This window comes from Zavarzinella sp. (genome assembly GCA_041399155.1).
Lineage (GTDB): Bacteria > Planctomycetota > Planctomycetia > Gemmatales > Gemmataceae > JAWKTI01.
The window spans coordinates 1,657,853-1,675,568 of record JAWKTI010000001.1 but is presented as its reverse complement, the minus strand read 5'-3'; the positions used below and the strand labels follow the sequence as shown (position 1 = coordinate 1,675,568).

Here is a 17,716-nt window from a genome sequence, read left to right as displayed (position 1 = left end):
TCCTCTCGATGGACAACGAAGACTACTGCAACAAGGTGTAGGATGTTTGACCGAACGAAAGTAGTAAGTAAGCCAGTGATTCCAGGAATAGCAGCAGTGGTCTGTGCGCTGGTTCTGGGCTGCGATTCGAAACCTGCCACGAACGGCAGTGGGACAACTGTCAATACAAACGTATCGCTGAAGCCATCTGTGGTGAATAACAATCCCACTACCAGCCAACCACGGGGGGAAGCGAATAATCTTCTCGATCTGATTTCGAAAGGAACTGCGAAACCAGAACAGTTTACAGAACGATTTTTATCACTGATCGCCCCACCCACTTCCCAGGCAGAGAAAACTGCAGGGTATTCCGCAACAGACCTCAGTATTTGGCTATCGCGTTTTGAAAAAGCAAAGTTTGTTGTCAACGAAGAAAACACTTTTGCCAAAACAATAGCACTGCACGGGCGAGTGGAATTACCCTCTGGAAAAAGTGCATTTACTGTCCACGTAACACAGGGTGCTAAAGGGTATCAGATTAGTTGGTTGCACCGTTCTGATCGCATGGCAAGTGAAGTCAAACTTCCCTCGGGTGATACCAGTATTGAAGTCTTTGAAATCTCTCGATGTTTTCTGGACCTTACTTTTGGCGGGGATCGCCTTCAGGCACAGCAGTTAATGAGCAATAGTTTCAAAGAACGTGAAGGTGGGGCTCCCACGGCTGCAGATATGGCAGTGGGAAGAACCTACGATTTTGGTTTTCTGAATCAGAAAATGGCTTCCTGGGGCAGAGGGGTAACTGGTTATTCAATTACCCTGGTGACCATAGATGCAACAGGAAAGCAAGCCACAGCAGCGATCAAGCTATATCAGGAAGGTGGGAATTCAGATGCCACAATACAACTTGAAAAGCCCGCTGAATCTTGGTTGGTCAGTAATTTCAAAAAATAAATCGAACGAACATAACCTTGGGTAACAAATGAGTATTCTTGTTAACAAATCCACGCGTGTGATCTGTCAAGGCATCACCGGTTCTGCTGGAACCTTTCATACCGACCATTGCCTGGCCTACGGTACTAACTTTGTCGGTGGGGTAACACCGAAAAAAGGTGGCCAGTCGTGGGAAGGAAAGGTATCTGGCAAAAGCCTGCCTGTGTTTAATACGGTGGCTGAAGCAGTAGCCAAAACCGGTGCGAACGCCACGATGATCTTTGTGCCCGCTGGCGGTGCCGCTGATGCCATCATGGAAGCAGCCGATGCTGGAATTGAAGTAATTGTGGCGATTACCGAAGGCATTCCGGTACTGGATATGGCAATTGCGAAACGCCATGTCCAGTCGAAACCTGGCTGCCGCCTCATTGGTCCCAATTGCCCCGGAATTATCACTCCCGGTGAATGTAAAATCGGAATTATGCCCGGTTATATTCACAAACCTGTGGAACCTGGCAAGAAAGGGATTGGTATCATCAGTCGCTCTGGTACATTGACCTATGAAGCGGTTTTCCAGTTAAGCGCACTGGGCTATTCCCAGTCAACCTGCGTGGGGATTGGTGGTGATCCGATTATCGGCACCAATCAGATTGATCTGCTCAAACTGTTTGAAGAAGATCCACAAACGCAAGCGATTCTGATGATTGGTGAAATTGGTGGAACCGCCGAAGAGCAGGCTGCAGAATATATTGCCAAGCACATTACCAAACCAGTCGGAGCCTTCATTGCTGGGCAAACAGCCCCACCTGGACGCCGAATGGGCCATGCTGGTGCAATTATTTCCGGTGGTAGCGGCTCTGCAGAAGATAAAATTGCCGCACTGAAGAAGGCAAATATTGTTGTGGCACCTACTCCAGCAGATTTAGGTACTACTGTTCAACAGGCAATTGCCCTGAAAAGCTAATTTGCTGAATGTCAGTTACTCAAACCCAAACTTTTCCCCACCATCTCTGGTAAGCATCGCCTTTTTCTGTTCTTTTGACAGTTGGCTCCAGTTTACAGTACGAATGCTGCCATCAGCAGTGGCAAGTAACAACTTTTTACCATACGGCTTGCCGATATTCGGCAGATCGGACTTTCCATCCCAGGGAATATCATCTGGTTTTGCCCAGGGAACTGCCTGGGAGCTTTCGATCAGGGCAAGTGTATTCGAGGTACCATCCTTGATATCGTTGAAAGTCAATTTCTCTGCTTTTGTCGGGCATAGTGTACCCGGACCAGCGAATTGTTGGTACACGGTGTAGTTGTGTTTGTTCGTTTTTAAGCGAGGATTATCATAAACTTTGATCGTTGTTTCACTCAAGGGTTTGTTGTTGGGGCTATCCCAGGGTTCATCGAGTTTAAATGCCCGAAAGACGTTGTCCTGTTCGATGTATGGTAACAGTTGAACCCGCCAACTAAGGATAGCTTTGCCATTCTTGTCGAAAATATTTGTAGGGTATGTGCCATTTGTATCGTGATAATTGTGGATCGCGATGACAATTTGCAGCATATTGTTGCGGCTTTTCTGTAGTAACGCATCGGCACGTAACTTAGCCACGAAATTTGTTTCAGACAGATCCCAATCCATGGCTGGTTCAACGGCAATTCCCCATTTTAAAGATTCTTCTGACTTTTCTTTCTGCTTCGGTGCTCCAGAAAGGATACTGCTTAAGAAAGTAAAAAAGATAATAAGCACAATTTGCTGTTTCATTGTTAATCCTTAAGTTGGAACACTTCTCCGCCATTTTTGGTTAACAGTGCCTTTTTGGTTGTCTGAGACAGATTTTTCCAATTTAAAGCACGAACAGCACCATCCGCAAACCCTACCAAGACTTGATCGCCAAACACCTCTGATATATCAATGACATCTTTTTCGAAATCGATTGGAATGTCCTGGGGTTGCGTCCAAAAGGCACCACGGGAACTTTCCACAGTCAGTAACGTATTCGAAAGTCCGTCAGTGATATCCCGAAACATTTTTTTTCCAACTGCGGATTCACCCAAAGTTCCTTTGCCATCAAGCATTAAATAGGTCGTGTAATTTTCTTTTACTTTTACACGTGGGTTCGCATACACTTTGGGCATGCCATATTTTTCAACGACTGCCAGATTGTGTTTGCTATCCCATGGCTCATCCATTTTGAACTGTCTCCAAAGATTTTCCTGTTCAATGTATGGCAGAATCTGAACGCGCCAGCTCAGAATTGGCTTGCCAGCTTTATCCAGCACGTTGCTGGGGAATTGACCATATGCTGATTCGTAATTATGAAATGCCAACGCAATTTGCTTCAGATTATTCGAACTTTGCGCTCTGCTGGCTGCCGCACGTACTTTGGCAATCGCGTTCTTTTTAATCAACTCCAGATCCATAGCAGGTGAAGCTTTTACTCCCCACTCGGTGGAGTCAGCCTTTATTTTTGCTGGTGGTGCTGCTAGAGTTTGGCCAAAAGTGCTGAAACAAAGACTAAAGACAAAGAGTTTTTTCAAGCTGTTCATGGTTGTTCCTCATGATGAGAAAGAGACAACCTTAATCTACAGAAAAAAGCCGCAGGAAAAATTGTTGTTACGAATGCGGTTCGATCGATTTTGCCAGATATGTCACACTGTTCGCATATTTGGTGGGCACCAGTACTCGATCAAATATTTCAATATTGGCATCCAGTAATGTTTTCTCGACTTCCTTTTGGGGGAGAAAATTCATTTTCATATTTGTCAGGTGCAGCTTTTCGTGCAAATACTGATCGCTGAAACCAAAAAATTTCAGGGACACATATGCTTTTCGGCGCAACCAAAGTCTGCGAAACCACGGGATGTGGTCAGGCAGTTCCAGAATTAACAGACCACCTGGGCGGAGGGTTCGTGAGAATTCCTTAATGAATTTGATGATTGCGGGGCGATCTGGAAGATGCTGAAGCACAATCTGTGTATGAATCAAATCGAAGTGGTTGTCTGGAAAAATTGTCAGATCAAGGCGGGTATTGTGGACGAACTGCAGATTGCTGAAGTCAGCGTTTAATTCCCGGGCCTTTTTCAACATTTCTTCCGATATATCGACTCCAACACATTCACGGTAACGGTGGCTGAAAGGACGTGTCAGGCGTCCGAGACCGCAACCAAAATCGAGCATCCGATCACCAGCCAGGATGACATTTGAGTTAACAGCCATGACATGGGCAATGTGATCGATCGTGTGGGTGCCAGAAAGAAAGAAGCGTTCAGGTTCCCAGCGGTTGCCACGCATTTCTGGTAAACTCAGCACCGCCCAGAAGGGATCAATCGTTGCGAGGGTTTCCCAGTCTGCCTGGTGGCTTTTTAATTCGTGATCCACTGGTAAAGTCATTGATCAGACTCAATATAAAAACAGTTGTTTGATTGTATTATTGTTTTGATAACAGATACTTTAACAAGTCTACACAACGGTTCGAATAGCCCCACTCGTTATCGTACCAGCTGATTAATTTGAAGAATCGACTGTTCAGTCCAATACCGCTCCCTGCATCAAAGATGCTGGAGTGGGCATCATGTATGAAGTCAGTGCTCACCACTTCATCGGTGGTGTAAGCCAGAATCCCTTTCAGATAGGTTTCGCTGGCCAGCTTCATTTTTTCGCAGATTTCAGCGTAGCTGGTTTCTTTGCTTGTTCGCACGGTCAAGTCGACGCACGATGCAGTGGGGGTAGGCACCCGGAAGGCCATGCCGGTTAGTTTGCCTTGCAATTCCGGCAGCACCACACCAACAGCCTTGGCAGCACCGGTGGCACTGGGAATGATGTTGATTGCTGCAGCACGGCCACCTTTCCAGTCTTTTTTGGATGGGCCATCCACCGTCTTTTGCGTTGCGGTATAGGCGTGCACGGTGGTCATCAAACCTTCGTCGATCCCAAAACCTTCTTTCAACAGGACGTAACACAGAGGGGCCAGGCAGTTGGTGGTGCAACTGGCATTGGAAATAATATTGTGGGTAGCCGGATTGTACTTATCGTGGTTCACACCCATCAAAATGGTCAAATCTTCATTTTTCGCAGGAGCGGAAATGATGACTTTTTTTGCACCCGCTTCCAGGTGACCTTTGGCCTTGGTACCATCGGTGAACAAACCGGTTGATTCAATGACATACTCAACCCCCAAATCTTTCCAGGGGAGAGCCTGTGGGCCTTCACGCACCGCCAGACATTTGATTTCGTGGCCATTTACCACCAGCACATCATCTTCTTCAACACTGCTGCTGGATTTCTTGGAATATACTTCTCCGTTGAAACGGCCTTGGGTGGAGTCATACTTAACCAGGTACGCCAGATTGTCTGCCGGTACCAGGTCGTTCACAGCAACGACATCAAAGGTTTTCCCAAGCAAGCCTTGATCTACCAACGCACGAAATACCAATCGGCCAATTCTACCGAAGCCATTGATGCCAACCTTGATCGCCGCCATGAACTATTTCTCCTCTAACCGAAATACATTCGAACCACAAAAAACGCGTACTTTGTTTCACTATCAAACTACGAAAAAAACAAATGAATCCAAGCTGGGTGGGGTAATGATCACGGGAAGGTGCGATACCGCGTACAAATGCTGACCAGCCAACCTAAGAATATAATCAACGCGCTATATAAGCAGATTGGTCTATAAGAATGATACTTTCGATAGACAGGTGCCTTGTAAGGTTGCTTTTCTAATTGATCCAGTTCCTGCATGGCACTGGATAATTCAGTTCCATTGCCTGCGCGAAAGTAACTCCCACCTGTCAGTGCGGCTGTTTCCTGCAATATTTCACGGGCAGAAGTGCGATCATTCCCACCTTCGACAGTGGAATCAATAGGGGCAGTGTCAATGCAGTAAACCTTGACGCCATAATGACTTGCAATAGTTGCTGCCTGTCTTGGCAGTAGTGGTTTTCTCCCTGAATCTGCCAGATCGAAATTATGCTCCCCATCACTAATGAGAATGAGAATTTTTTCACCTGAACTGGTTGTGACACGCTGGACGCCTTCCGCAACACTGTCTCCAATATTGGTGGCGGTATCGCGTGCATCTGCATCAGGCAAATTTTCGAGCAGTTTTCGTAGTGTCTGATGGTTAGCTGTTGGTGGGCAGATTGTTTGCGGCCAATTGGAAAATGTGATCAATCCAATCCGATCGGTGCCTCGTTCGGTTGACCTCCCACTGAATTGCTTTGCCGAATTGTCAGATCCACCTGTGATAAACAGCATTAGAACCCGTTTTGCGGCTTCTTTACGGCTGATCTTTTCCTGATCTTTCCATGCAAAATCCGGTTCTTCCATACTGCTGGAGTTATCAAAAAGTACCACAATATTGAGCCCTTCGGCGGTAACTCTCGTTTTCAGGTCGGGCATTTTTGGTTCAGCAACCGCGATAATCAGACAGATGCACCCCAGCAGTGGGAGAATAGCAATCATCTGGCGGACAATCTTTTTATTGTCAGAATGTTTGAGTAGTACCAGGGATGAGTAACGCAAACTACTTGACGGGAGGTATTTACGCAGAAATGCAGTGGCAAGCAGTGCGGTTCCGATCAGTAGAATCCAGGGGTGCGACCAGACCATTATTTCACAAGAGGGTGCTGGTTCCAGTAAATCCGGCAATTATGTGTTGCCCGTCCTACGGCGATAATGTCTGGCTTGCCGTCCTGATTCAGATCAATCGTTGCCATGTCTTCCACAGCCACGCCACTATTTTCAATGATCGTGCGTTGAAAAGTGAATTTCTTTTCAGGTGAAAAATCCAGTTTGTAGATTCGCACACCACAATTTTCTTGGTTGCCCTCTCCTCTGGGCTGATTATCACGCACACCAATGATTAATTCATCCCCACCATCGCCGTCCAGATCGGCACAGTTCACCGCATGGCCCCAGCGCAGGTGATCGTCGATAACATGGCGTTCCCACATTTCCCCATCCTTTGCAGGTGGGGTATACACTACTACTTGATAGCCGTGCCACGGTTCAATCGTGGCAATAAAAGGAGTTTTGTTTTTCATCATCCCCAGGCGGATTTCGCTGGCACCGCGGGAACCTGCGGGCGTTTCCTGATTGCCCACACCGATCCGTTTGGTGGTCCACTTGCCATCATTACCCTGCGAAACCAGCGAAACACCCTCATAACTGGCACAGAGCAGGTCATCGCCCTTCTTACCATTCATGGGAGTGGGCCAGAAATTATGAACAACATTTAATGAATCGGACACCACAATTGGTTCCCACTTATCTGTGGCTGGTTTTTTTGGGATTGGGTATGCCAAAATCCGCACGGGCCTGCCATCAAGCCAGTTCCCACCTTTCGTGGATGCCACGCCCATCAGTGGGGCCAGCACAATGTGGGGTGTGCGGTCTTTGCCAAAGTGGGCAATCTTCACGCGGTGTACAGTAGGCTCCGTTCCAATCGGAAACACTTCCCATTCGTTGTCCGCTTTTCCAGGGTGTTTCAGCCACTGTAAGGTGCCGCCGGTATTGGTGTTGAACGGTTTCCAGTCTGCACCCAGAATCAAATCGTTGTTGCCATCGCCATCAATATCGTGGGCACAGATGCAGACATTATCTGGGGCAGTTTTTCCAGAAAGAATGGTGTGTACCTTCCAGGTGGGGTTTTCGTACCAAACAATTCGTTTGCTGTCGACCACCACGATATCAACTTTACCATCTCGGTTGATATCTTCCGGGATTACCGCATATCCCACTGTGAGATCGGCAGCGATTTCCTGCATTTTAAACGATTTTTCAAACTGCCCGAAGGTGGTTGTTCCCCACATCAGGAGGAATAGCAGGGGAGGGGAGAGTTTCATGAATGTTTTCTCATTTAGATCGACACTAAGTGGGGAACCACGCACCTATTTGTATCTGGTTTGTAAAATTTAACTCGTCTTGACAAATTCTTCAATCCTGATCTGGAAAAATGAAAAAGGTTCAATTGTGCAACAGTGGGCTAGGCAAAATTGAACGATTGTGCGGTTTCGCAAATCGAACCACCCATTAGAGAACGTGTTTTTCAAAAATTGTTTGAAATCAATAATCGTTGTAAATTATTAATTGGCAATAGTTTGCGCCGAATTCACTTCTAAGCCTCCAAGTTTTTTCTACCTTTGGCACGCCTCTTGCAGTGTAAATCTCTTGTGTCACCATCAACCTCTGAAAAACTGTTGGCGACACGCACAGGTAGTGGGCTGGTTTGTTTTTCAAAGTGAACCGTTAAATCCCCACCGACGTCTAATTATGCGGGTACTGTCAACGCGGGAGTTTTTTGCAAGTGAATTGAGTTGGTTTGTTTCAATGGAAGGATGAAGAAATGGGCTTTCACTACGCTGCACTCAAGGAACTTGCTGATCAGCAGGTTCGTTATGCCCCACCTGCCCGGAAGATCGAGCAGGCGGAAAAGGCAGCGGTGTTGCTTCATGAGATTCATCCCACGCGCGAATATCCCTATCAGTTCATCTGTTATCGGATTACCGATTTTCGATCGGATGCCTACCCGGATTTAATTCTGCGGGGCAGGCATTTGAAAGACGACCTGGAGGAGTTCATCCAGCAGGTCGAGCGGACATTACCCACAATTGCGTTGGAAGGCAATGTTGAAGAAGTAGTGACCCAGGATAACCTGAGTCGCGAGCTTCAGGTTTCTACCAAAACATTGCAACGGTGGCGTCGACGAGGCTTAATTGGCCGTCGTATCGCTTACCAGGGTCGGTTGCACATTGGTTACACGCGGTCGCAGATTGCAAAGTTCCTGGAGAATAATCGCCAAATGGTGGAGCGGGGGGCTCGTTTCTCTCGTTTGGATGACCAGGAAAAATTGCGAATCCTGTACCGTGCCAGAAGGCTCGCACAGGCAGGTGGTAATCTCACGGAAATTACGAGGAGACTTTCCAAAAAGTTTTCTCGGTCGATGGAAGTGATCCGCTACACCATTAAATCGTTTGATCGGCAAAGTCCCGCGGGGGCCATTTTTGCAGAAATGAACGATCCGATGGTGCTGGCAACGAAAAAGAAGATCTTTCAGGAATACCAAAAAGGAGCGACAATGTCCGAACTGACTAAAAAATATGAGCGTTCTCGTGGTGTGATCTATCAGGCAATTAACGAAGTGCAATTACAGCGACTGCTGGAATCACCCATTGAATATGTGTACCACGAATCTTTCGATAAACCGGGAATCGCAGCAGAAATTACCGCACCAATGCCAGGTGAGGCAGAGTTTCAGGATGCCCTGCATCGGCTGTCGGTGCCCAAGGATGTGCCTGCAGAATTGAGCCACCTCTATCAGTGGCCGTTGCTGACCAAAGAACAGGAACAGCACCAGTTTCGCCTGATGAACTTCCTGAAGCATCAACTAAAGCTCTGCAAGGACCGTCTGAAACCTTCGAATGTGCGTGCGGTCGACTTGAAGCAGGTGCAGTTGCTGCAGGCACGTGTATTGGAAGTGCGTGATCGCCTGATCAATTGTAATGCTCGGTTGGTGGCCAGCGTTGCCAAAAAGCACGCCAGCCATTTTGAGAATCTGGCAGAACTGATGTCCGATGGCACGATTTCGATCATGCGTGCGGTTGAAAAGTTCGACTACAGTCGTGGGTTCAAGTTCAGCACCTACGCCACCTGGGCTCTGATGAAGAACTTTGCCCGCAGTATTCCTGAAGAAAAGACCCACCGTGAGCGCTATATCACTGGCCACGATGATATGTTTGAGGCCAGAGTTGATTCTCGTGGGGATGAACAGGAATTACTGGCACAGGCCGAAGTGGCAAAAGAACGGATAAACAAGTTGCTGGAAGCACTTGACCCACGAACGCGTGAAATTATCCGGATGCGAAACGGTTTGGATGGTAACTCTGTAATGACTTTAGAGCAGATCGGGCAGCACTTTGGGATCACCAAAGAGCGTGTACGCCAGATCAATGTGCGTGGGATGAAGCAACTACGTGAACGAGCAGAACCAAAGGGGAAATAGCCCTCAATCATCAGTTGCGCTTCAAATCTATCCCTCTTTGGTTTTCGCATTTCGATTTTAAGCAATTTCAAGTACAATAGGCGAGATAGTCAAGCATTGGTCTCGCTTGTTATTTTCAGAAAATTTTCATGTTTGCATTTCGTAACGCTGCAATATTCCTGTGTTTCTTGCCTACTGCACTCCATGCTGCTGAGCACACGATTGCCCCACCACAGGCATTGTCAAAACAATTACTGCAAAACCTGGAACAACACTGTTTTGCTTGCCACAACGAACTGGATGCCCAGGCGGGCCTCAATCTGGAAAAAATGGTGGCTGTTGACAGCTCGCTCAGCAGTATTTCCAAATGGATTCGAATCCATGACCGGATAGCCAAAAATGAGATGCCCCCAGCAAAGCGAAAGCAGCCCACTGATGAGCAACGAAAGTCGATGTTGACAGATCTGGCAAATGTGTTGAAGACTGCTGAAAAGCCACTGTCGGGAACCGTCCTCCGCCGTCTGAATCGACTGGAACTGGAACATACCCTCCACGATTTGTTTGGCATCAATACGCGGCTGAAAGAATTATTGCCGGAAGATGGCCGTGCAGATGGATTTGAAAACGTTGGTGATGCCCTGGATATATCCGGGGTACATTTGCAACGTTATATGGAGGTAGCACGTCTGGCAATCAACGAGGCAATTAACAAAGGGCCACAACCGGAACCAGTTGAGTATGATTTCCGACTGGATTCCAATCGTAACGAAGCCAACATCGGCAAACACTGGCACAAATTGAACGATGGTGCCGTGGTAGTGTTTAACAATGGCAGCTACCCACGAATACAGCCAGATCGCATGACCGTAAAAAGTGGTGGGAGTTATCGAATTTCAATTACCGGCACAGGATATCAGTCCAAGGAACCGATCACTTTTGCGGTTTTTGCGGGTCATCCTTACCAGAATTCTGATGCCCACTTGCTTGGCTATTTTTCTTTCAAACCAGGCAATTATCAAACTATTAGCTTCGATGCAACTCTTTATCCCAACGAAGTGATCCGATTGCTGCCATATCGCCTGCAGATTGATCAATCCTTGTCACGCCTGGGACCGGACAAGTATCAGGGTAAAGGCATCGCCATCAAAGAAATTAAGTTAACTGGTCCTAATATTTCGCAGTGGCCAGGAAAAGGGCACCAGTTGCTTTTTGGCAAGTTGGCTACGAAAGAACGTCTGCGGATGCCCAGGAATGCGAGTTGGAATGATCGCCTTGAATTTATCTCTGATCAGCCCGAAAAGGATGCTGTAGAGCTTTTCAAGCAAGCACTGCCAGTGCTGTTTCGTGGTCCAGTATCCGATACCACCATTAGAGAATATCACGATCTCTTCTGCTCGCAATTGAAAAAGGGGAGTACTTTTGAAGAGTCTTTGAAAACAACGTACATAGCAGCACTCTGCTCTCCCGATTTTCTGTATTTTCGAGAAAACAGTGGGAATCTGGATTCGGTCGCGTTAGCCAATCGATTAGCCTACTTCTTGTGGCGATCTGCCCCAGATGCGGAACTGATGGCGGTTGCCAGTAAGAATCTACTACAAGATTCACGCCAGCTTCGACTGCAGTATGATCGGATGGTGCGTGATCCCAGAATATCCCGACTGGTTGAAGACTTTACCGATCAGTGGTTGAACCTTCGGGAAATTAACTTCACGAATCCTGATGAGAAACTCTATCCTGAGTTTGATGATTATCTCCGTGATTCAATGATCGAGGAAACCCGCAGTTACGTGCAGCAGATGATCCAGGAGAATCGCCCGATTTCTGAGATAATCGATTCTGATTGGACGATGCTGAATGAGCGTCTCGCACGCCATTACCAGATTAGTGGGGTAACAGGGCATGAATTTCGAAAGGTTAAACTGGATAAGTCCAGCCACCGTGGTGGAATCATCACCCATGGCAGCATCTTGAAAGTAACTGCAAATGGCACTTCAACATCACCTGTGGTGCGTGGGGCATGGCTCCTGGATCGTATTCTGGGTGAACCACCCGCACCACCACCTCCAGGCATCCCTGGAGTTGAACCAGACATCCGGGGGGCCACCACGTTGCGGGAACAACTCGATAAACACCGCGACAGTACAACATGTAACAGCTGTCACCGTTCAATTGACCCACCTGGTTTTGCATTGGAACAATTTGACCCCATAGGTGGGTTTCGAGAGCGTTATCGAATTCTGGTCAGTGGCAAAACGAAAGTGGATTACCTGTCACTTGACACCAGCAGAGGCACCCGTCGCGTGGCGGTGGGACCGAAAGTTAATCCCAGTGGCATCACTGAGAACGGTAAATCATTTGCTGATATCAATGAATATAAACAACTTTTGCTGCAGGACACCACCCAGATTCGCCGTGCGTTTATTAGCAAGTTAGTTGTATATGCCACTGGAAAGCGGTTGCAGTTCACCCATCGTTCGGAGATTGCACGATTGGCCGAGCCCGACGATGGCTTAAAGGAAGCGATCTTTCGTTTGATCACCAGCCCATTATTTCAGGAAAAATAACCCCGAAAGAATAAGAGAAATACGATGAAATCATTTGATATCATTCGAAGAAAAGTGATATCCCGCCGCACAATGTTACGTGGTGTGGGTGCGATGGTTGGCTTGCCATTTCTTGATGCAATGTTGCCCGCAGTCTCCGCAAAAGAAGACAAACCGGCCACACCGATGCGGTTCGTGGCAATGCAATATGGCTTGGGTTTCCATTCTCCTTTTCTGGTGCCGAAACAACAGGGGAAGGATTTCGAATTATCTCCTTATCTGGAACAGTTGAAGGGCCATCGTCAGTATTTGACGGTGGTGAGCGGTATCTCGCATCCAGAACAGCGGGGGGCAAATGGACATACTTCGGAAATGACCTGGCTGACAGGTGCCCGCCATCCGGGATTGCCAGGATTTCGCAATACGATTTCTATCGATGTAATGCTGGCGGAAAAACTGGGGCCGGTCACTCGCTTTCCTCAAATGGCCTTGTCCAGTGCGGGATCGGACAGTTTGTCCTGGACCTCGAATGGTGTCAATCTGCCCGCAGAAACCTCTCCAGCGAAAGTTTTTCGTAATTTGTTTGTTGAAGGCACCCCTGCTGAGAAAAAACAACAACTGGACGATCTGGAACGTGGGAAAAGCATTCTGGATTCTATTCGCATGCAGGCAGCAAAACTAAAATCCTCACTGGGAAAAATCGACCAGCGTCAATTGGAGCAATATTTCACAGCGATTCGAGACATGGAAAAGAAGATTGCTGCGATGGAAAACTGGGCTACGAAACCCAAACCGATAGTGAAGGTCAAGCCTCCAGTCGATGTTGCAGATCGTACCGACATTCTGGCTAAAACCAAGCTGATGCATGATCTGATGTTGCTGGCACTGCAAACTGATTCCACCAGAATTATCAGCTATAAAGCAGGTGGGATGAATGCAGTACCCAAAATTCCTGGTGTCAGCAACGATTGGCATAACTTGTCCCACCATGGACAGGATCAACAGAAAATTGACGAGTTGAAAGTCATTGAAATGGCAGAGTTTGCCGAAGTCAATCGCTTTCTAGAAATGCTGAAAGCAACTACCGAAGCTGGTTCGGCATTGCTGGATCGCACCACTGTGCTGGTGGGCAGCAATCTCAGTAATGCGAGCAGCCATGATGCCACCAATCTCCCTTTGGTTCTGGCAGGTGGTCAGTTCCGCCACGGCAGCCACATTGCTTTTGACCGACTAAATAATGGCCCATTTGCCAGTTTATTTGTCAGTATAGCACAGCAAATGGGAGTGTCACTGAATGAATTTGCCTACGCTTCCAGCACTCTAAAAGGCCTCGACATCAAATAATCCCATGATGCCATCCGATTCTTTTTTTTGGGCAGTTTCTGTCCCGCGTGGCGATACGTTTTTGTTCCACCACGGCAAAATCTTTGTCTATCTTGGCCTATATCTGCTTTGGATCAAAACAATTGCCTGGATCGATCGAGATGGACGGATCTTTGAGCTGGAACGTGGTCGATGGAATACCATCGCACTGACTTCAGCGGTGGTCAGCCTGGTACTTGGCTGGTTGGTACCCATCTTTGCCGTAGCTCTGGTGCTCAGTTTTCTGGTGTTGGTACTGGTAATTGTCATGTATGTTCATTATCGCAATCCGCTGGTGCCTGCGGCATTACAAGTATTTACCAAGCCGCACATGTTAAAGTGGCTGAAAAGCAATCTGGGAATCCAGTTTCAGGCCAAAGAGAGTTCAGAGCAGGAAGCAATCCCATTGCAGTTCATCGGCAAAATGCAGAATGCGGACGAATTTGGTACGTCGAACTTCAAAAGTATGAACTCTGAAGGTTATCGCGTCGCACAGGAAGTGGTGTGGAACGCATTAAATGACAGTGCGACCGATATCCATTTTGAGCCCAGTAAATCTGAAATGACCATCCGCTACCGCATTGATGGAATGCTGCAGTTTGCCCGCACTGTGGATGCGCGGATGGGGGTTTTAGTCCTGAATGTGTACAAGAATCTGGCTGGGATGGACATTGCTGAACGAAGGAAACCGCAGGATGGCAGTTTTTCGGCCAAGGTGCGGGAAACCCACGTGGTTGATTTCCGGGTGGCAACTTCGGGCAGTGTCACGGGCGAAAAACTGGTAATGCGGGTACTCGATTCTTCGAAACAGATGACGGTAATCAGCCAGTTAGGTCTGCGTGAACAGTTGGTGAAAAAGGTGGTGGCCATTTCGCGGCAATCCCACGGCATGTTTATTACCTGCGGCCCCACCGGTGCAGGGAAAACATCGTCTCTTTATGCCTGCATCAACATGATTGATCGCCAGCAGCGAAATGTGATCACACTGGAAAATCCGGTGGAATACCTGATTGACCATGTCACACAAATTGAGGTGAATCCAAAAGCTGGTAAAACTTTCGCTGCAGAGCTGAGGAGCATTTTGCGACAGGACCCGGATGTCATCCTGATTGGCGAAATTCGTGACACGGAAACTGCCGAAATCGCCTGCCAGGCAGCGCAAACGGGCCACCTGGTGCTGACAACGATTCATGCAAATGATTCACTAACTGCATTGGGCAGGTTACAGGATCTGGGGGTCAAGCCATTTCTTCTGGCAAATGCTATTTCAGCGATCCTGGGGCAACGATTGGCTCGGGTGCTCTGTCCAAAATGCCGAATCGAGTACCCACCATCGGTGGAATTGCTGAAAAAATTAAAACTTCCTGAAGGAAGGATCAAGCGATTCTACCGTGCCGCAGTGGTGGATCATCGGAAAACGTCGTCAGATGCGAAAATTTGTAACCACTGCCATGGAACTGGATATTGTGGGCGGACGGGAATCTTTGAATTTTTGACGATTAACGAAGCGATTCGCGGCCTGATAACGGAACAACTTGACATCGGCGAACTGAAGAAGGCAATTATCGAGTCGGGGTACTATTCCTTGCACGATGATGCGATGTACAAGGTATTAAAAGGCATTACTTCGGTAGAAGAAGTACAACGAGTGGTAAAATAAACTTTCCCATCGTGGGTACATGATCAACATAGTAAGGATTGGATATAGCAGCACTGTATCGACAGCCACTCTTCTTGCAGACAGGGAAGTTTTCCGCCGATATCCATGTAGCAACCACATTCCCAGCATAGCCAAGCCAATAGAAACACTGATCGCGACTGGGACAAAAACCAGGCAGATCATTCCAATGCAAAACGCAATGAAGATTGATTTCAAATAAGTCTTGTTGCTTTCCCACGTGGTAATCAAAAGACAATTCACGAAACACGTGGCAGCAAATCCAATGATAACCCAAATCTCATCCACCGAGGGGAGTCGAAAACCGGCAAATGCCGGTAAGCACACCCCACCTGAAAACACTATTCCCACCATGAATTCCTTGGTAGGACTACTTGAACAGAGAGGGATTTTCAGAAAATGGATGATCGCCAGGTAAAGCACCACCAGCAAAGCAATAATGCTGCCAGATTGCCAGTAACCCATTGGCAGGTAATAACTTGAGACGATTGCGACTACCGCAACTATCAGAATCAATGTGCTGTAAAAATGACTGTGGCCAGCGAAATAGTGGCGAGGCGCAATCAAGCCTGTCGATTGTTGCCCTGCATCAAACTTCCGATCCAGCAAGTAGATCAGCCAGACAACTGCTGCAAGCGTAAGTGTCGCTCCCGCAGGAACTTGCATGTGAAAACAATATGCAATAAACAGTTGCCAGACCACAGCAATGATCGGGGCATCGCACGCCAACAGATTAGGCCACAGCCACCATGGAATTTTAGATTGCGGCCGTTGAACGACTGGTTGTTCCGCACTAATCACGGCGAACTTTTCGAACAACTCGGATGATCTCGGTAAATTCTGCCCCAGCCGCAGCATCGTTGATTGCCACCACCGCCTTCCAGGGGACATCAGGCTGCACTTCCAGAGCTAACTGCCTATTGCCTGTTTTCTGCTTCAGTGCAATCAGCGTTTCCAGTAGCTTTTCCTGGGGAACTGCATCATTTTCGATTCGGAAAACTGGTTTTCCGTCCTCTACTGTAATTGAAACGCGAATTGTGAACTCTTTGAGCTTATTTTCGGTGGTTTTCCGTCCCTGAGCATCTGTCGATTGACCTGGCGGTGGATTAAATTCCTTGCGAATCTGTTCGTAAACCGTTGTCAACATAAAGAAAATCAACAGGACTAGCGCCACATCGATCAAGGGGTTCATATCAAGGCGGGTTTCATCATCTTCAGGTCGCCGTGGAACAGGCTGCAAATCCAGGATCGCTTCTTCAAACTCCGGGTGGGTATCAATCGAAACAGGAGTTTCCCCATTTCGAAAGATCAAATCGGCAGAATCGAATTGTTCCTCTCGTACGCCATTGAGTACTGCGTTGAAAGTCAGTCCACGGATTTGCCGTGTCGTACCTGCCGGAATAATAGTCCAGAGTTGTTCAGCCACCTCGTTCGTTCACCTCAATGCTGTATTCTCGAATCTGGTTTTTCTGAAGTCGTTTTTCCAATGACTTCATGACCTCTTCGACCCACTCAAAACGCAGGTCACCATGGGCTGCAATCCGCACTTTTGGTGGGGTGATGCGATTGGCCAACATCTCATCCAGTTTGGCAGAAAGTTCCACATCGTTAGACATTGCATCAAAACCAGGTTTCGGTGCGTTGTTACCTTCTGCCAGAGCATACTTTGGTTGTTCGTTTTCAAAGTCAATATCAATGCGCAATAAATCTGTTTCCTGGGTAACCGTAGTGCCATAGACCATATCAGGCAGTTGGATCCGAGAGATTGCTGTCACCGTGGCGGTCATCATGAAGAAAATCAGCAAAACCAGGCTGATATCGATGAGCGGAATCATATCCACATCATCGTCTTCCTCCTGTCGGGTAGGATACCAATCGAAATTCGCAGGATCATCATTGGTGGCAGATTGGTTACTCGGAAATGAATCTTCTGTTTCTGCTTTTCTTTTCGGAATTGGTGGGGCAGGGCTCTTCGTAACTTCTTGTTCAACAGGAACTTGTGATGATTGTTCGACAATCAGATCTTCAGAAAAATCAACCACGTCTGGCTGGAAGTAAGCTGAAAAAAATGTGTGTTGTCCAACAACTTCCCATTCAGTTGCGGAACTAGCTTTGATCTGATCCGTTTTCTGAATTTTCGCCTGTTCTATCCAGTCCGCGACGACGTGGAAAGGAATCTTCTTGATCACCTTGTTCGGTGCCAGAAACCAGACATCGAATTCCCTTGGGATTTTGCCCGCCATTGACGC

The 17,716-nt window shown here is 47.5% G+C and carries 15 protein-coding genes; 6 read left to right on the top strand and 9 right to left on the bottom strand.

The annotated features are described in order from the left end of the window. Positions 1-42: 42 nt before the first annotated feature. Complete coding sequence (locus tag R3B84_06980; GenBank protein ID MEZ6140297.1) at positions 43-930, top strand: hypothetical protein; 888 nt, start codon at positions 43-45, stop codon at positions 928-930. A 28-nt stretch (positions 931-958) separates the two neighbouring features. Then, a complete protein-coding gene (gene sucD / locus R3B84_06975; protein ID MEZ6140296.1) occupies positions 959-1,873 on the top strand; it encodes a succinate--CoA ligase subunit alpha in 915 nt (304 codons plus the stop codon). Positions 1,874-1,888: 15 nt separating this feature from the next. On the opposite strand, the gene R3B84_06970 is transcribed toward sucD, so the two are convergent. The 6 genes from R3B84_06970 to R3B84_06945 all read right to left on the bottom strand — a co-directional run bounded on the left by R3B84_06970 (position 1,889) and on the right by R3B84_06945 (position 7,749). After that, entirely contained in the window at positions 1,889-2,662 is a 774-nt protein-coding gene (locus R3B84_06970; protein ID MEZ6140295.1) for a DUF1559 domain-containing protein, read from the bottom strand. Positions 2,663-2,664: 2 nt separating this feature from the next. After that, positions 2,665-3,447 carry a DUF1559 domain-containing protein gene (locus R3B84_06965; protein MEZ6140294.1) on the bottom strand — a complete coding sequence of 261 codons (783 nt, stop codon included), beginning with the start codon at positions 3,445-3,447 and terminating at the stop codon, positions 2,665-2,667. A gap of 67 nt (positions 3,448-3,514) precedes the next feature. Continuing rightward, positions 3,515-4,291, bottom strand: a complete 777-nt coding sequence (locus R3B84_06960) for a class I SAM-dependent methyltransferase (GenBank protein ID MEZ6140293.1) — start codon at positions 4,289-4,291, stop codon at positions 3,515-3,517. A gap of 37 nt (positions 4,292-4,328) precedes the next feature. Next, the gene (gene gap, locus R3B84_06955; protein ID MEZ6140292.1) at positions 4,329-5,381 is read right to left on the bottom strand and encodes a type I glyceraldehyde-3-phosphate dehydrogenase; all 1,053 of its coding nucleotides are present in this window, start codon (positions 5,379-5,381) and stop codon (positions 4,329-4,331) included. Positions 5,382-5,491: 110 nt separating this feature from the next. Beyond that, positions 5,492-6,514 (bottom strand): VWA domain-containing protein, encoded by a 1,023-nt coding sequence (locus R3B84_06950; GenBank protein MEZ6140291.1) that lies wholly within the window; start codon positions 6,512-6,514, stop codon positions 5,492-5,494. Continuing rightward, positions 6,514-7,749 carry a VCBS repeat-containing protein gene (locus R3B84_06945; protein MEZ6140290.1) on the bottom strand — a complete coding sequence of 412 codons (1,236 nt, stop codon included), beginning with the start codon at positions 7,747-7,749 and terminating at the stop codon, positions 6,514-6,516. The genes R3B84_06950 and R3B84_06945 overlap by 1 nt, the downstream gene beginning before the upstream one ends. A 500-nt stretch (positions 7,750-8,249) precedes the next feature. Between R3B84_06945 and R3B84_06940 the strand changes: the two genes are divergently transcribed. The 4 genes from R3B84_06940 to R3B84_06925 all read left to right on the top strand — a co-directional run bounded on the left by R3B84_06940 (position 8,250) and on the right by R3B84_06925 (position 15,449). Continuing rightward, on the top strand, positions 8,250-9,905 hold the full coding sequence (locus R3B84_06940) for a sigma-70 family RNA polymerase sigma factor (GenBank protein ID MEZ6140289.1): 1,656 nt from the start codon (positions 8,250-8,252) through the stop codon (positions 9,903-9,905). Between the two features lie 128 nt (positions 9,906-10,033). Continuing rightward, positions 10,034-12,448, top strand: coding sequence for a DUF1592 domain-containing protein (locus R3B84_06935; GenBank protein MEZ6140288.1), 2,415 nt, complete (start codon positions 10,034-10,036; stop codon positions 12,446-12,448). A gap of 24 nt (positions 12,449-12,472) precedes the next feature. Beyond that, entirely contained in the window at positions 12,473-13,771 is a 1,299-nt protein-coding gene (locus tag R3B84_06930; GenBank protein MEZ6140287.1) for a DUF1552 domain-containing protein, read from the top strand. Between the two features lie 4 nt (positions 13,772-13,775). Next, positions 13,776-15,449, top strand: coding sequence for an ATPase, T2SS/T4P/T4SS family (locus R3B84_06925; GenBank protein ID MEZ6140286.1), 1,674 nt, complete (start codon positions 13,776-13,778; stop codon positions 15,447-15,449). Here the strand turns inward: R3B84_06925 and R3B84_06920 are convergent. From R3B84_06920 to R3B84_06910, 3 genes are read right to left on the bottom strand one after another with little or no spacing between them, the layout of a single operon-like run. Then, the gene (locus R3B84_06920; protein ID MEZ6140285.1) at positions 15,402-16,286 is read right to left on the bottom strand and encodes a hypothetical protein; all 885 of its coding nucleotides are present in this window, start codon (positions 16,284-16,286) and stop codon (positions 15,402-15,404) included. The genes R3B84_06925 and R3B84_06920 overlap by 48 nt on opposite strands. After that, a complete protein-coding gene (locus R3B84_06915; GenBank protein ID MEZ6140284.1) occupies positions 16,261-16,893 on the bottom strand; it encodes a biopolymer transporter ExbD in 633 nt (210 codons plus the stop codon). Before R3B84_06915 ends, R3B84_06920 begins: the two co-directional genes overlap by 26 nt. Next, positions 16,886-17,710 carry a biopolymer transporter ExbD gene (locus R3B84_06910; protein MEZ6140283.1) on the bottom strand — a complete coding sequence of 275 codons (825 nt, stop codon included), beginning with the start codon at positions 17,708-17,710 and terminating at the stop codon, positions 16,886-16,888. The genes R3B84_06915 and R3B84_06910 overlap by 8 nt, the downstream gene beginning before the upstream one ends. Positions 17,711-17,716: the final 6 nt, after the last annotated feature.

What these genes read in the sequence shown, in the direction of transcription:
- R3B84_06925 (MEZ6140286.1), top strand. Translation starts at nt 13,776, where the DNA reads ATGATGCCATCCGATTCTTTTTTTTGGGCAGTTTCTGTCCCGCGTGGC.
- R3B84_06980 (MEZ6140297.1), top strand. Translation starts at nt 43, where the DNA reads ATGTTTGACCGAACGAAAGTAGTAAGTAAGCCAGTGATTCCAGGAATA.
- R3B84_06965 (MEZ6140294.1), bottom strand. Translation starts at nt 3,447, where the DNA reads ATGAACAGCTTGAAAAAACTCTTTGTCTTTAGTCTTTGTTTCAGCACT.
- R3B84_06940 (MEZ6140289.1), top strand. Translation starts at nt 8,250, where the DNA reads ATGGGCTTTCACTACGCTGCACTCAAGGAACTTGCTGATCAGCAGGTT.
- R3B84_06930 (MEZ6140287.1), top strand. Translation starts at nt 12,473, where the DNA reads ATGAAATCATTTGATATCATTCGAAGAAAAGTGATATCCCGCCGCACA.
- R3B84_06910 (MEZ6140283.1), bottom strand. Translation starts at nt 17,710, where the DNA reads ATGGCGGGCAAAATCCCAAGGGAATTCGATGTCTGGTTTCTGGCACCG.
- R3B84_06960 (MEZ6140293.1), bottom strand. Translation starts at nt 4,291, where the DNA reads ATGACTTTACCAGTGGATCACGAATTAAAAAGCCACCAGGCAGACTGG.
- gap (MEZ6140292.1), bottom strand. Translation starts at nt 5,381, where the DNA reads ATGGCGGCGATCAAGGTTGGCATCAATGGCTTCGGTAGAATTGGCCGA.
- R3B84_06970 (MEZ6140295.1), bottom strand. Translation starts at nt 2,662, where the DNA reads ATGAAACAGCAAATTGTGCTTATTATCTTTTTTACTTTCTTAAGCAGT.
- sucD (MEZ6140296.1), top strand. Translation starts at nt 959, where the DNA reads ATGAGTATTCTTGTTAACAAATCCACGCGTGTGATCTGTCAAGGCATC.
- R3B84_06935 (MEZ6140288.1), top strand. Translation starts at nt 10,034, where the DNA reads ATGTTTGCATTTCGTAACGCTGCAATATTCCTGTGTTTCTTGCCTACT.
- R3B84_06950 (MEZ6140291.1), bottom strand. Translation starts at nt 6,514, where the DNA reads ATGGTCTGGTCGCACCCCTGGATTCTACTGATCGGAACCGCACTGCTT.
- R3B84_06945 (MEZ6140290.1), bottom strand. Translation starts at nt 7,749, where the DNA reads ATGAAACTCTCCCCTCCCCTGCTATTCCTCCTGATGTGGGGAACAACC.